Source organism: Dongia sp. P2_B8 (assembly GCF_056404715.1).
Genome location: NZ_JBFUDM010000003.1, coordinates 555,444 through 570,295, shown reverse-complemented (window position 1 = coordinate 570,295; position 14,852 = coordinate 555,444). Strand labels below are relative to the sequence as shown.

11 protein-coding genes are annotated in these 14,852 nt (G+C 62.0%); 8 read left to right on the top strand and 3 right to left on the bottom strand.

Annotation, left to right across the window (positions count from 1 at the left end):
- Positions 1-17 precede the first annotated feature (17 nt).
- From AC1DWZ_RS10255 to AC1DWZ_RS10230, 6 genes are all read left to right on the top strand, one after another.
- On the top strand, positions 18-1,139 hold the full coding sequence (locus AC1DWZ_RS10255) for an ABC transporter ATP-binding protein (RefSeq protein WP_477168788.1): 1,122 nt from the start codon (positions 18-20) through the stop codon (positions 1,137-1,139).
- A 152-nt stretch (positions 1,140-1,291) separates the two neighbouring features.
- The gene (gene zwf / locus AC1DWZ_RS10250) at positions 1,292-2,782 is read left to right on the top strand and encodes a glucose-6-phosphate dehydrogenase (RefSeq protein WP_477168787.1); all 1,491 of its coding nucleotides are present in this window, start codon (positions 1,292-1,294) and stop codon (positions 2,780-2,782) included.
- Positions 2,782-3,480 (top strand): 6-phosphogluconolactonase, encoded by a 699-nt coding sequence (pgl, locus tag AC1DWZ_RS10245; protein ID WP_477168786.1) that lies wholly within the window; start codon positions 2,782-2,784, stop codon positions 3,478-3,480. Before zwf ends, pgl begins: the two co-directional genes overlap by 1 nt.
- 11 nt (positions 3,481-3,491) lie before the next feature.
- On the top strand, positions 3,492-5,315 hold the full coding sequence (gene edd, locus AC1DWZ_RS10240; RefSeq protein WP_477168785.1) for a phosphogluconate dehydratase: 1,824 nt from the start codon (positions 3,492-3,494) through the stop codon (positions 5,313-5,315).
- Positions 5,312-6,316 carry a glucokinase gene (gene glk, locus AC1DWZ_RS10235; protein ID WP_477168784.1) on the top strand — a complete coding sequence of 335 codons (1,005 nt, stop codon included), beginning with the start codon at positions 5,312-5,314 and terminating at the stop codon, positions 6,314-6,316. Before edd ends, glk begins: the two co-directional genes overlap by 4 nt.
- A complete protein-coding gene (locus AC1DWZ_RS10230) occupies positions 6,313-6,939 on the top strand; it encodes a bifunctional 4-hydroxy-2-oxoglutarate aldolase/2-dehydro-3-deoxy-phosphogluconate aldolase (RefSeq protein ID WP_477168783.1) in 627 nt (208 codons plus the stop codon). Before glk ends, AC1DWZ_RS10230 begins: the two co-directional genes overlap by 4 nt.
- A 114-nt stretch (positions 6,940-7,053) precedes the next feature.
- Here the strand turns inward: AC1DWZ_RS10230 and AC1DWZ_RS10225 are convergent, their stop codons facing one another.
- The 3 genes from AC1DWZ_RS10225 to AC1DWZ_RS10215 are packed head-to-tail and all read right to left on the bottom strand — an operon-like array spanning position 7,054 to position 11,497.
- On the bottom strand, positions 7,054-7,704 hold the full coding sequence (locus tag AC1DWZ_RS10225; protein WP_477168782.1) for a LolA family protein: 651 nt from the start codon (positions 7,702-7,704) through the stop codon (positions 7,054-7,056).
- A 47-nt stretch (positions 7,705-7,751) separates the two neighbouring features.
- Entirely contained in the window at positions 7,752-10,223 is a 2,472-nt protein-coding gene (locus tag AC1DWZ_RS10220) for an FtsK/SpoIIIE family DNA translocase (protein WP_477168781.1), read from the bottom strand.
- Between the two features lie 32 nt (positions 10,224-10,255).
- Positions 10,256-11,497 (bottom strand): aminotransferase class I/II-fold pyridoxal phosphate-dependent enzyme, encoded by a 1,242-nt coding sequence (locus AC1DWZ_RS10215; protein WP_477168780.1) that lies wholly within the window; start codon positions 11,495-11,497, stop codon positions 10,256-10,258.
- A 719-nt stretch (positions 11,498-12,216) separates the two neighbouring features.
- Between AC1DWZ_RS10215 and AC1DWZ_RS10210 the strand changes: the two genes are divergently transcribed.
- The gene (locus tag AC1DWZ_RS10210; protein ID WP_477168779.1) at positions 12,217-13,791 is read left to right on the top strand and encodes a sugar ABC transporter ATP-binding protein; all 1,575 of its coding nucleotides are present in this window, start codon (positions 12,217-12,219) and stop codon (positions 13,789-13,791) included.
- Positions 13,788-14,792, top strand: coding sequence for an ABC transporter permease (locus AC1DWZ_RS10205; protein WP_477168778.1), 1,005 nt, complete (start codon positions 13,788-13,790; stop codon positions 14,790-14,792). The genes AC1DWZ_RS10210 and AC1DWZ_RS10205 overlap by 4 nt, the downstream gene beginning before the upstream one ends.
- Positions 14,793-14,852 lie beyond the last annotated feature (60 nt).

Sequence of the window (14,852 nt, the reverse complement as noted above, 5' to 3'; positions counted from 1 at the left end):
CAGGGTGGGTTCAGGAAATGGCGCGTCTCAGCATTAATAATGTCAAAAAGCATTACGGCCAGATCGATATCCTCAAGGGTATCGACATCCAGCTGGAGGATGGCGAATTCCTGGTGCTGCTCGGGCCATCGGGCTGCGGCAAGTCCACCCTGCTCAATATCATCGCAGGCCTGACCGACGTCAGTTCCGGCGAGATCCGCATCGGCGACCGGCTGGTCAATGACATCCACCCCAAGAACCGCGACATCGCGATGGTGTTCCAATCCTACGCGCTCTACCCCAACATGAATGTCGCGAAGAACATGGAATTCGGGTTGGAAATGCGCGGTGTCGGCAAGGATGATCGCGCCGCCGCCATCGCCAAGGTGGCCAAGCTGCTGCAGATCGAGCATCTGCTGACCCGGCGCCCGGCGGAGCTTTCCGGCGGCCAACGCCAGCGCGTCGCCATCGGCCGCGCCCTGGTGCGCGAGCCCAAGGTGTTCCTGTTCGACGAGCCACTCTCCAACCTTGATGCCAAATTGCGGGTCGAGATGCGCACCGAGATCAAGAAGCTGCATCAGCGCCTGGGGACCACCATCGTCTATGTCACCCATGACCAGATCGAAGCGATGACCCTGGCCTCACGCATTGCCATCATGAAGGATGGCCTGGTCCAGCAATTCGCGACGCCGGCCGAGATTTATGACCGCCCGACCAACATGTATGTGGCTGGCTTCATCGGCGCCCCGGCGATGAACTTCGTGCGCGGCCAGATCGCCCAGCAGAACGGCGAACTCGGGATCTCCGCCTTGGTCAAGGCCAATGGCACCCAGGGTCCGCGCTTCCTGCCTCTTGGGCAGACCCAGCCGCATTTTGGCGATTGGGTCGGCCGCGACATCGTGCTGGGCGTTCGCCCGGAGGCGATCTCGGTGGCCGGCAGCCCCGAGCGCGCCCCGGCCACCGCCCAGGTCGAGGCGGAGATTGACGTCATCGAGCCCACCGGCGCCGACACTCTGGCTTATTTCACCATGGGCGGGGCTACCACCGTGGCCCGGGTTCGGCCGCAGGATATCCAGGGGGCCGGCGGCACCATGCGCTTTGCCCTCGATATGAGCCGTACCAGCCTATTTGACCCGCAAACCGAGGCCCGCCTGAACTAATTCAGGGCGCATTTCTGCAGGAAATCGAACGAAATCAGGCCATTGCCGCGTATCAAGGCTGGCACAGGACAGCGCGACGGGGCAAACTAGGGCCGATTCTGACCATCCCCACCCGTGACCAGTCTCGCGGCCATTCCCCATAGGGACAAGATATGCAGCGTACTACCCTGATTTCGCATCCATTCGACATGATCGTTTTCGGCGGACGGGGCGATCTCGCCCGCCGCAAGCTCATTCCGGCGCTCTATCATCTCGACCGCGAGCGGCGCCTGCCGGACGATGGCCGCATCATCGCGGTCTCCCGCGGCGCTATGGCCAATGACGCGTTCGTCAAGATGATGCATGACGATTGCCTCACCTATTCGACCAACGGCAGCGATGTGCAGTTCGACGAGGAATCCTGGGGCCGGTTCGCCAGCCGCCTCACCTATCTCGGCCTCGATGCCACGGATGCCAAAAGCTACGACAGCCTCGCCCAGTTGCTCAAAGGCCGCGAGGAGGTCGTGCGCGCCTTCTATCTGGCGACCGCGCCTGATCTGTTCGGACCGATCGCCGCCAATCTGAAGGCACTCAATCTGGTGACGCAGCCCTCGCGCCTGGTGCTGGAAAAGCCGCTCGGCAAGGATCTCGCCTCAGCACATGAAATCAACTCTGCCGTCGCCAAGGCCTTCTCCGAACCGCAGACCTACCGAATCGATCATTATCTCGGCAAGGAGACGGTGCAGAATTTGATGGTACTGCGCTTCGCCAACGCGCTCTTTGAGCCGCTGTGGAACCGCACCCATATCGACCATGTGCAGATCTCGGTCGCTGAGACGGTCGGCGTCGGTGGCCGCTGGAAGTACTATAATGAGTCCGGCGCGCTCCGGGACATGATCCAGAACCATCTGCTGCAGCTCGTCTGTTTGACGGCGATGGAACCGCCCAGCACGCTCGATGCGGACATGATCCGCGACGAAAAGCTGAAGGTACTGCGCGCCCTGCAGCCGATCTATGCTGCCGATGTGGCGCAGGCGACAGTGCGCGGGCAATACCGGGCCGGCAGCATTGAGGGCAAGGCCGTGCCGGGTTATCTCGAAGAATCCGATGCCGACCCTGTCAGCAATACGGAAACCTTCGTCGCCATCAAGATAGGCATCGACAATTGGCGCTGGGCCGGCGTGCCGTTTTATGTGCGCACCGGCAAGCGCCTGCCGGCACGTTCCTCGGAGATCGTTGTCCAGTTCAAGACGCCGCCGCATTCGCCCTACCCCGCATCCGCCGGCACCATTCATCCCAACAAGCTGGTGATGCGCCTGCAGCCGGACGAAGGCATCCGCCTTGTCATGCTCAACAAGGGCCGGGGACCTGGCGAGTTGAAGCTGCACCAGACGGCACTCGATCTTTCCTTCGCCGAGACCTTCGGCGGCCGCTCGCCCGACGCCTATGAGCGCTTGCTGCTCGACGTCATCCGCGGCAGGCCAGCGCTCTTCATGCGCTTGGACGAGCTGGAAGCGGCCTGGCGCTGGACCGACGGCATCCTGCATGGCTGGGCCGATACCGCCTTGTCGGCAAAGCCTTACGCGGCCGGTTCCTGGGGCCCCACAGCGGCGATCTCGCTCATCGAACGCGACGGCCGCACCTGGCATGAGGACGATATTTAGTGTCGTTCCGGGAGACCCAATATGAGGACCGCGCGGCCTTGGCTGCTGCGGTGGCGGCGCGCATTGCCGACGATCTTCAGGACGCCATCGCCAAGACCGGTGCGGCCAGCCTGATCGTGCCCGGCGGCACGACACCTGTGGCAGTCTTTGGTGCATTGGCAATGACAGCGCTTCCCTGGGACAAGGTCACGGTCATTCCCTGTGATGAACGCTGGGTCGGGCCGGAACATGCGGACAGCAATGCAGGGCTGATCCAGCACCATCTGCTGCAGGGCCCAGCGAAGGCAGCCAAGCTGCTCAGCCTCTATCGTCCGGTGCCAACGCCCGCCGATGCGACGGCGGAGGTCTCCAACGCCCTCAAGGCAGTTCCCCGCCCCTTCTCCAGCGTCTTTCTCGGCATGGGGGAAGACGGGCATTTTGCCTCGCTCTTTCCGGGTCGTGCGGAAACGGCACCAGCGCTCAACATCAATACCAAGGAAGACGTCATGGTCTTGGCCGAGCCTGCCAAGGGCCATCCACGCATCGGCCTCACCTTGGCAGCACTGATTGACGCGCCGCATGTGCTGCTCGCGGTGACAGGTTCAGAAAAACGCGTTGTGCTCCACCGCGCAATCGCCAATATCACGGAAGATACCTTTCCGATTGCGGCCCTGCTGCGGCAGACCCGGACCCCAATCGACATCCTCCTGTGCGAATGAGGACAACAGCCATGCACGCCACCATCCAAGCCGTCACCGAGCGCATCCGCGCCCGCAGCCAGGATAGCCGGGCTCGCTATCTCGCCCGCATCGATGCCGCCAAGGGCAAAGGCGGCGCCATCCGCGGTCATCTTTCCTGCGGCAACCTCGCCCATGGCTTTGCCGCCTGCTCCGCCAACGAGAAGGCGGCGCTGTCCGGCACAGTGGTGCCCAATCTCGGCATCGTCTCGGCCTACAATGACATGCTCTCGGCGCACCAGCCGCTGAAGGATTATCCCGAACAAATCCGGGATGCTGTCACCGACATTGCGACCGCGCAGTTTGCCGGCGGCGTCCCCGCCATGTGCGATGGTGTGACGCAAGGCCAGACCGGCATGGAACTGTCGCTGTTCAGCCGTGACGTCATTGCCATGGCAACCGCCGTTTCCTTGTCGCACGACATGTTCGACGCCGCCTTGATGCTGGGCGTCTGTGACAAGATCGTGCCCGGTCTCCTCATCGGCGCCTTGAGCTTTGGCCATCTGCCGACCGTCTTTGTGCCAGCGGGGCCGATGCCCTCGGGCCTGCCCAATGCCGAGAAGTCGCGCATCCGCCAGCTTTATGCGGAAGGGAAAGTCGGCCGCAAAGAATTGCTGGAGGCCGAAGCCGCCTCCTACCACACCGCCGGCACCTGCACGTTCTACGGGACAGCCAACAGCAACCAGATGCTGATGGAAATGATGGGCCTGCACATGCCGGGCTCCGCTTTCGTCAACCCGGGGACACCGTTGCGTGCTGCCCTGACCGCCGCCGCCGCAAGGCGCGTTGCGGCGGCGACCGCGCTTGGCAACGACTACCGCCCGATCGGTGAGATCGTCGATGAAAAGGCGATGGTCAATGCCATCGTCGGCCTGGTGGCGACCGGCGGTTCCACCAACCACACCATCCATCTTATCGCCGTGGCGGCAGCTGCCGGCATCAAGATCAATTGGGCCGACTTTGCTGAGATCTCGCATGTGACGCCGTTGCTCTGCCGCATCTATCCCAACGGCCAGGCCGACGTGAATCATTTCCAGGCCGCCGGTGGTATCGGTTTCCTGGTCCGGGAACTGCTCGATGCCGGCCTCCTCCATCGCGACGTGAAGACCCTGGTCGGCGACGATCTTGGCTCCTATGCGCAGGAGCCCTATCTCGACGGCGATCAGCTGCGATGGCGCGATGCACCAGCGCAGTCACTTGACCGCGACGTGCTGCGTCCGGCCAGCGATCCGTTCGCGCCGGAAGGTGGCATTCATGTGCTGGGCGGCAATCTTGGGGAATCCGTCATCAAGGTGTCGGCTGTGAAGCCGGCACACCGGGTCATCGAAGCGCCCGCCATGGTGTTCACCAGCCAGCAGGATGTGCAGAAGGCTTTCAAGGAAGGCAAACTGCATCGCGATGTCGTTGTCGTCGTGAAAGGCCAGGGCCCCCGCGCCAACGGCATGCCGGAACTCCACCAGTTGACGCCGGCCTTGGGCGTGCTTCTCGATCTCGGCTACAAAGTGGCGCTGGTCACCGACGGCCGCATGTCGGGCGCCTCCGGCAAGGTGCCGGCTGCGATTCACTTGAGCCCCGAAGCGGTCGCCGACGGCCCGATCGCCCGCATCCAGGATGGCGATATCATCCGCCTCGACACCGAAACAGATCAGCTGGTCTTGAAGGTGGATGCGGCGGAACTTGCCGCCCGCGCCAGCCAACTACCGGACATCAGCGGCAATGCCAGCGGCTGCGGACGCGAATTATTCGCAGCCTTCCGCGCCCAGGCAGGCGGTGCGCATCTCGGTGCAGCGAGTTTCGGTTGGGAAGGCATCGTATGACCGCTGACAGCCCAGGCCCTGCCACTCTGGCTCTCGTCGCCGATATCGGCGGCACCAATGCGCGCTTTGCTCTGCGGCGGCGGGGGACGGACGGCCTTGAGAAGATGAAGACGCTGTCCGCGGCCGACTATCCCAATATCGGCAACGCGATCACCACCTATCTCGATTGGGCAGCCGCCAAGCCCACCGAGGCCTGCTTTGCGGTCGCCTGTCCGGCACGCGACGATCAGATCGAATTCACCAACTCCACCTGGCATTTCTCGCGGGTGGAAACGGCGCAGCATTTCGGCTGGTCGCGCTTTGAGACGGTGAATGATTTCGAGGCGCTGGCGTTGGGTGTTCCCCATGTCAAGCCCGAGGGCCTTCATGCTATCCGCCGTGGAACAATCGAGCCCAGGGGCGCCTGTGCGGTTCTTGGCCCCGGCACCGGCTTTGGTGTCTCCGGCCTCATCTGTGATCGCCACGGCGGCTGGGTGGCGCTTGCCGGCGAAGGTGGCCATGTCAACTTCGCCCCGCAGGACGATCTTGAGATCGAGTTGCTGCGTTATCTGCAGGCGCGCTTCGGCCGCGTCTCATGCGAGCGGCTGTTATCCGGTGAGGGCTTGGTCAACATCTATGAGTTCCTGAGCGTACAGGCTGGCAAACAAGCCGAACGGCCGAGCCCGGCGGAGATCACCGCGCGCGGCCTGGAACAGGGTGAGCGCATCGCTCGCGACGCGCTCCGCCGCTTCTGCGCCATCCTGGGGTCCGCTGCCGGTGATCTCGCCCTCATCCTCGGCTCCAGCGGTGGCGTCTATATCGGCGGCGGCATCGTGCCACGCCTGCTGCCTATTCTGCTCGACAGTCCGTTCGAAGAGCGCTTTGCCAACAAAGGCCGCCTGTCCTCGCTCCTTGCCGCGATGCCGATCTTCGTCATTCTCGACAATACTCTGGCGCTCCTCGGCGCAGCCGCCACGCTCAGTTCCAATTCCTCGCCCAATTCCTCGCAAGGTGATCAATGACTCCCATCGCGACGCTCATCCGCAAATCCCGCGCCATTCCCGTCATCGTCATCGATGCGCTGGAAGATGCCCTACCCCTCGCACAGGCGCTGCGTGCCGGCGGTCTCTGCAGCATGGAGATCACGCTCCGCACAACTGCCGGCCTCGAGGCCATCAAGCGCCTGAAGGGCGCCGTCGATGGCCTGTCAGTGGGCGTCGGCACCGTCCTCTCAGTGGATGATTTGAAGCGCGCCCACGCCGCCGGCGCCGACTTTGCGGTCAGCCCCGGTTTCTCCGAGGATCTGGTGAAACTGGCGCTCGATCTGGGCCTACCCTATCTGCCGGGTGCGGCGACACCGGGCGAGGTGATGCGCGGACGTGCCCTTGGCCTCGACGCCTTCAAATTCTTCCCGGCTTCGACCCTGGGTGGTCCGCCCACCTTGAAGGCGTGGGGCGATGTGTTCCCGGACAATCATTTCTGCCCCACGGGCGGCGTCTCGCCGGACAACGCCAAGGACTATCTGGTCCTTGCCCATGTCGCCGCCGTCGGCTCATCCATGCCGGCGCCGCGAAAACTGGTGCAGGAAAAGAAATGGGAAGAGATCAAGGCGCTGAGCCATCAATTCGTGACGGCGTGTGGATGAGAAGTTGCGACAGTGGATTGCCTGGTCAAGCCCAGCAATGACGATATGGGGTGCTGCCAAAAATAGCCGTCATGCCCGGGCTTGACCCGGGCATCCACAATTTGCCAATGAAGCTCAGTTCTTCTTCTTCGGGACCTTGAACAGGTCCTGGTCGATATCGACGCCGAACTGTGCGCCGAACAGGCCGACGCGGACTTCCTGGCTCTTCTGGTCGACGATGGTCCATTGCCGCAGTTCCATCGGCCTGTCGCCGAGTTCCAGGATCACCTTGCCTTCTTCGGCATCGTCCGTCTGGCGAATACTGATTTCGAAAGCAGCGGGCGACCGCTGGAAAGCCGTGACGGTCACGTCACCACCCAGTTCGATATCGTCCTTCAGCAGGAACCAGAGCGGCGAGGCCGACACCGGCACGCGGTTGATCTGGTCAAGCTCGGGATCGTAATAATGCAGCGACACGCTGTCGGACACGATCAGCATCGGTGACGGCGGTTCATATTCGATGCGGATGAAGCCTGGGCGCTTCAGATAGATGCTGCCGAAGGCGATGCCGCCCTTCTCGGAATATTGCTGGAACTTCGCCTGCATCGTCGTGATGCCGTTGAGGTAGTCCTGGATGCGCTTGAGGTCAGCTTCATCCTGCGGCGTGAGGTTCGCCGGCACAGCCTTGGCAAAGGCCGGCCGTGCCAAAGGGCCGATCGCCGCCAGCAAGGCAAGACTGCCGGCCATCCTCATGAGATGGCGGCGGGAAACAGTGAGATCATTCAAGATAGGAAACCTTTCGATTAATCATCCCGCCTCAATCATCCCCAGCCTTAATCATCTAGGCCGCGGGCGAGGACTTCGCGCTTGCCGACATGGTTGGCGGTGCTGACGACGCCTTCCTTTTCCATGCGCTCGATGATGCGCGCGGCCCGGTTATAGCCGATCTGGAGATGCCGCTGCACGAAACTGACCGAGGCCTTCTTCTCCCGCGTGATGATGGCCACCGCCTTGTCATAGAGTTCGTCGCCCGAGCCACCGCCCGGTTCACCGTCGAAACCTTCGATACCACCAGCCTCTTCATCGTCTTGCGTCACTTCCTCAACATAAGCAGGCTCGCCCTGTTCCTTGAGGAACCGCACGATCGATTCCACCTCCCGGTCCGAAACGAACGGGCCGTGAACGCGGGTGATGCGACCGCCATTGGCCATATAGAGCATGTCGCCCTGTCCCAACAGCTGCTCGGCCCCCATCTCACCAAGAATTGTTCGGCTGTCGATCTTGGTGGTGACGTGGAAACTGATGCGGGTCGGGAAGTTGGCCTTGATGGTGCCGGTAATGACGTCGACCGACGGCCGCTGCGTCGCCATGATGATATGGATGCCGGCGGCGCGCGCCATCTGCGCCAGGCGTTGGATCGCCGCCTCGATCTCCTTGCCGGCCACCAGCATGAGGTCGGCCATTTCGTCGACCACCACCACGATGAATGGCAAAGCGGTCAGGTCGAACGGTTCTTCCTCATAGATCGGCTGGCCGGTCTCGGGATCGAAACCAGTCTGCACCCGACGCAGCAGCGTCTCGCCGGCAAGGCGTGCCTGTTCGAGGCGCTGGTTGAAGCCGTCGATATTGCGCACACCGAGGCGCGACATGGCGCGGTAGCGATTCTCCATCTCGCGCACCACCCATTTCAAGGCAACAATCGCCTTTTTGGGTTCGGTGACGACGGGCGAGAGCAGATGCGGGATACCGTCATAGACGGAGAGTTCCAGCATCTTCGGATCGATCATGATGAATTTGCACTGTTCCGGCGTCATCCGGTAAAGGATCGACAGGATCATCGTGTTGATCGCAACCGACTTGCCCGACCCGGTTGTGCCGGCGATCAGCAGATGCGGCATGCGTGCTAAGTCAACGACGATCGGCGCACCGCCGATATCCTTGCCGAGCACGAGTGCCAAACGGCTCTGCGAATGCTGATAGCTCTCGTCTTCGATGAGTTCACGGAACGCCACCACTTCGCGCTCGCGGTTCGGCAATTCGATGCCGATGACGCTGCGTCCCGGGACGACGGCGATGCGGACCGAGACGGCGCTCATCGAGCGCGCCACATCGTCAGCCAGGCTCACGACACGGCTGGTCTTGGTGCCGGGTGCCGGTTCCAGTTCATAGAGAGTGACCACCGGCCCTGGGCGCACCTTGACGATCTCACCCTTCACGCCGAAATCGTCGAGCACGGTTTCCAGCAGGCGGGCATTCTTCTCCAGGCTTTCTTCATTGATGCGCTGGACGGCGAGATTGGCGGTTGGCCGCGCCAGGATATCGACCGGCGGCAGTTCGAATTCGCTTTCCTCCAGCACCAGCTTCGCTTGCCGAGAATCCTTGGCTTTGGCGGCCTTCGCCTTGTCTTTATTCTTGGGGACCGGCGTCACGACGAGGCGCTCCGCCTTCTCCCCGCGACCGCGTTCATAGACATCGCTCTCAGCAGCGCGGCTCGGCATTTCAATGGCAACCCGGCCACGTTCCGGCGCCTCGCCACCGAAGCGCGGTTCCCGCCGCGCATGGTCCCGCACATCCTCTTCGTCATCGCGGCGGCCGAGGCGCGGCAGGCGCAGCTTGAAGCCCCCCGTTCCCAAACCGCTGCGGCCGCGGTCGATCACTTCGCCCATATTGCGGCCCATGCGCGCCACACCACGGCCGAAGCGCACATAGCCACCGAGACCGATGCCGAGGCTGTGATAGAGCGCGGTGAGGCCAAGCCCCAGGATCACCATGGCGAGCAGCCGGCTGAGCAGCGCCACGTCAAACCCGCCGATCAACGGCGCCACCAGCCCGGTGATGCCGCCGGCGCCGTCCGATCCCACCAACATCATATGACCGGCAAGACCACCAAGGCCGGCGATCCAGGGCCATTCACCGGTCCCAGGCAGGGCTGCAAAGGCCGTGGCGATGAGCAGGCTGGTGACCGGCAGCAGGATAAGCTTCAACCACATGCGGTTGATGCCATGGTCGCGCAGCAACGCCACACCCCAAGCGAGCAAAGCCGCCGGCGGTATGAGGGCAGCGAGCCCCAGGCCCTGCAGCAGGAAGTCGGCGAAGATGGCACCTGGCGCGCCCATGACATTGGCAACCGATTGATCAGCAGCACGGTTGAAGCTGGGATCGGCGCCATTGGCGGTGAGGAGCGCCAGCAGATAGGCAAGGCCAGCCAGCACCAGCACGATGCCGAGACCCTCCAGCAGGCGCCGCTGCACGAAGGATGAGAAGCCGCCGGGGCCGCCAAAACCGAAACCGGATTGCAGTGCCATGCTGCTGCCTCGCGCCCCATTGCCCGCCATGCTTATCGACCCCTACTTGAAACTTTAGCGTTTTCGCCGGCACCCGCCAGAGATCCCAGCACAGACGCCATGCGCCCCAACGCGCCTTCGAGCTGTGCTGGCTCATACACCAATGCCACGCGGATGAAGGCAGCGCCCGGATTGTGCCCTTTGGCATCGACCCGCGCCATGTAACCGCCGGGCAGCACCTTGATTGCCGCCTGGCGCCATAATTCCACCGCCGCCTTCTCGCCGTCGCCGACATCGAGCCACAGGAAGAAGCCACCTTGCGGCTTCACGTTCCCGAAGATCGGCCCCAACGCCTGTTGTGCCAGATCGAAGCTCACCTGATAGCGCGCCCTGTTCTCTGCCACATGGGTTTCGTCCGACCACAGCAAGGTCGACGCAGCCAACACCGGCAGCGGGACCGCAACACCGCCGTAATTGATGAGTTGCGTTTGCCGCGAAATATATCGCGCATCGCCTGCGACAAAGCCCGAGCGCATGCCGGGCGCACTGGAGCGCTTGGAGAGCGAATGGAACACCAGGAGATTATCGCAGGATCCACTCAGCTGCGCCGCTTCGACGGCGCCTGGCGGCGGCGCATCGCTATAGATCTCGGCATAACATTCGTCGGCGGCAATGAGAAAATCATGTTTCCGCGCCAAGGCGAGCCAGCGGCGCCAGAAATCCGCATTTCCCACCGACCCCTGCGGATTGGCGGGTGAGCAGAGATAGACCATGGCAGCTTGATCGAGCAGATCCTTTGGCACCGCGTCGGGGTCCGGCAGGAACGCCGTCTCGGGTCCCGCCGGCAGGAAGGCCGGCTCGCCGCCCGCCACCACCGCCGCTCCGGCATAGGTGTGATAGAAGGGGTTGGCCATCAGGACCTTCCCTTTGCCCTTCGGCGCGCCCATGGCGACAGCGGAAAGCGCTATATGGAACAGCGCCTCGCGCGTCCCGGAAACGGGTGCCACCATCCGGTCAGCATCGATGAAACCGCTCTCAATCCCGTAGCGGCGCATCAGCCACGCTTTGGCCGCCGCACGGAATTCGGCGGTGCCGATGGTCGGCGGATATTTGCTCCAACTCTCTCTGGCAACGGCAATGGCATCGAGAGCGAAGGCAGGCGGCTGAAATTGCGGTTCGCCCAGGGATAACAGCAAAGGCGTATTGCCGCCCCCCGGCTGGACCCCTTCAAGCAGCTTGTTAAGCCGGGTGAAGGGGTGGAATTGAGCGAGCGACTCGACGCGATCCTGATTCATTCTCGGAACCCTGGCCCGAAAGGGMAAAAATGCAAGCTACATCAAAGCGCGACTCGGGCGCGACTCGGAACCGGTACAAACCAGCACAAGCCGGGAACGACACTAATCTCTCAACACTATACCATCAAGTGATTGTATTGACGCAGATTCCAATCCACAAGCCGGTTCCACCCCATCGGTCCCGATAGGTTCTGCCTGCGTTCGTGATACGCATATAACAAAAATAGTGCATAAACAGTTTTACGCTAAACGTTTAATCTATAATCGAGTCGCTACGACGTCCGACTTTTGACGCGGGATGCCCACTGCGATGCTTGTGCTGCCGCGGCGCCAGAAGCCGAACCTGTCAATTTGGCAGGCCTGTTAGTTTCATAACAAAGAACTTGCCGCACGATTGGCAGGCTCGAGCGCCCGTTCTTTGCGCCGATAATAGCATCCGACTCAATAGCTTCGAGGCTAGATCACCGGTCTGGATGCAGACTTTATTGAAAAACGTTAAAATCCTAGCGTCCAATCTAATCTCGTGTGATTGACTTCTCATTTTTATGATGGAATAGTCACAAAAAACGTCAAAGAACTCGCAAAAAGATTTGCCGCGACGCCCAGCTTCGGCGTCGTGCCGGGAGGAAGGCAAATGCCCTCGACGATCCGTCGTGCTCATCAGAGCGCGCGCGCCCGTGAGTTTTTAGGCTGCTGCGATCGGGCAGGAGCAAATCGACATGATTGAATCAGCGGCAACTACAGCGTCGACGGCAGGTCAAACGCCTTTGGTGCGCGTTGCTGGCATCACCAAGAGCTTTGGTGGCGTGCACGCTCTCCGGGGCGTGAACCTCGAGGTCCTGCCTGGCGAGGTACATGCCTTGCTGGGAGAGAACGGTGCCGGAAAATCCACGCTCATCAAGATCCTCAGCGGCGTGCACACCTATGACGCTGGCTTCATCGAGATCGCCGGCCAGAAGGTCGCGTTCAATTCGCCAGCGAAGTCCCGCGATGCCGGCGTCGCTGTCGTCTATCAGGATTTGAGCCTGGTCGAATCGCTCTCAGTTGGCGCCAACCTGATGCTGGGCCGAGAACCGCGGACACGGTTCGGCTTTCTGAAAAAACGCCAGCTCATGGCGGAAGTCGGCGACTTCTTGAAAGCGCATGGCATCCCGCTCGATCCCCGGGTGCCCGTGAGTTCGCTGCCGTTTGCCTATCGGCAGATGACCGAGATTTGTAAAGCGTTGATGGGGGATGTGCGCATCCTCATTCTCGACGAACCGACCTCGGCGCTGACCAGCGATGAGGAGCAGATTCTGTTCGATGCCATCCGCACGGTCACCGACCGCGGCGTTGGCGTGATCTATGTGACACACCGCTTGAACGAGGTGTTTCGCATCTCGCAGCGCGTCACCGTGTTTCGCGACGGTCTCAATGTCGGCACGTTTGCCACCGCCGATACCGACATGAAGCAGTTGGTTACTGCCATTGTCGGGCCGGGCCACACGACGCTGCAAGCAGCCGAAATAATCGACGAGCCCGACCGACCAGCCGCCGCCGCCGCTGGCACACCTGCACTCACCTTGTCTCGTGTCAGCAATGACCGGCTGAACGATGTCGACCTTGCGCTGCGCGAAGGCGAAATTCATGGGCTGGCCGGCCTGATCGGCAGCGGTCGCACCGAAATCCTGGAAACCATTTTCGGCCTTCGGCCGGTGGCTGCGGGCGGCATCTCCATGGACAGCGCGCCACTGAAGGTCAGCAGTCCGGCCGACGCCATCGCGCGCGGAATCGCCCTGGTGCCTGAAGATCGACATGTGCAGGGTGTCATCCTGGAGCATTCGATCGAACGCAACCTCACCTTGCCGCGGCTCCCCCATTTTTCGCGATTTGGATGGCTCCAGCAGCGCGCATCGATCGGACACGCGCTGGCCGCCATGCGCAAACTGGCCGTAAAGGCGCCGGGTCCGTGGACCTACGTCAAGAATCTGTCCGGCGGCAATCAGCAGAAGGTTGTCTTTGCGAAATGGAATCATCCGCGACCGCAGATTCTCCTGCTGGACGAACCGACTGTCGGTGTCGATGTCGGTGCACGCGAGGAAATTTACGGCATCATCCGAGACGCGGCGCACGAGGGAGCAGGTGTTCTCATCGTTTCATCGGATCTGGCGGAACTCCTGCTGCTGTGCGACCGGATTTCAATCGTCGTCGACGGCAGCATTATCAAGACCATCGATCGCGGTGATTTCGGCAGCACCGAAGACCTTCACCACCTGATCCAACTTTCCCAGTCCTTGGACGAGCATGTAGCATGACCAGCCCAGACAATTCTGCCGCCGCGGAAGCGACCGCGCGTCCACACATGCAGCCGGATCGGATCCGGAAACTGGCCAAGGCCCTGCTCCAGGGTGACCGGCCCTACATGCTGTACATCGCCTTTGCGATCCTGCTCGTGATCTTCAGCCTGGCTTCGCCCTGGTTCCTGTCGCTCGACAACTTCCTCAACATTGGACGACAGACCGCTTTGGTCTCGATCATCGCCATCGGCATGACATTCGTCATCATCGCCCGGCAGATCGACCTCTCGGTGGGATCGACACTGGCCCTGTCAGGCATGGCCGCCGCTCTTGCCATGTCCTATATCGGCAATCACTGGATCGTCGGTGCCATTGCAGGCATCGGCACCGGCGCCCTGGTTGGGTTGGTCAACGGCCTCATCACCACGCGCCTGGCCATCCCGTCATTTCTGGTGACGCTGGGTTCGCTGAGCGCCGCCCGCGGGCTGGCGCTGTTAGTGACCAACACCAAGCCCGTCATCATCACGGACGAGACATATTTTTCGGTTTTCGGCGAAGGCTATTTTCTCGGCATGCCAGCGCCGATCGCCTGGACGCTGGCAGCAACCATCGTTGGCATCCTGCTGCTGCACTACAACGTCTATGGAAGGCGCATCTATGCAGCTGGCGGGAATCCGACCGCGGCCCTCTATTCCGGCATTCACATCAAGCGCGTCACCACGCTGGCTTTCATTCTCACGGGCATGCTAGCCGGCCTTGCAGCCCTTGTCCTTTCCGCGCGCTCGCATGCCGCTCGACCCGATGTCGTCCAAGGCATGGAACTCGACGTCATTGCCTCGGTGATCCTTGGCGGCTGCAGCCTGTTTGGCGGGCGCGGATTCATTCTGGGAACGCTGTTCGGCAGCCTCATCATCGGCACGCTCAACAACGGGCTTGTCTTGCTGGGCGTCAGCTCACCCCTGCAGCTGGTCATTAAGGGCGCCATCATCGTGGCTGCCGTCGCCTTCACCAAACGCTGAAGCATTTGCAGAGAGGCAAGGTCATCGGCCTCGCAAGAAATGATGACGGACCAAAAAAAT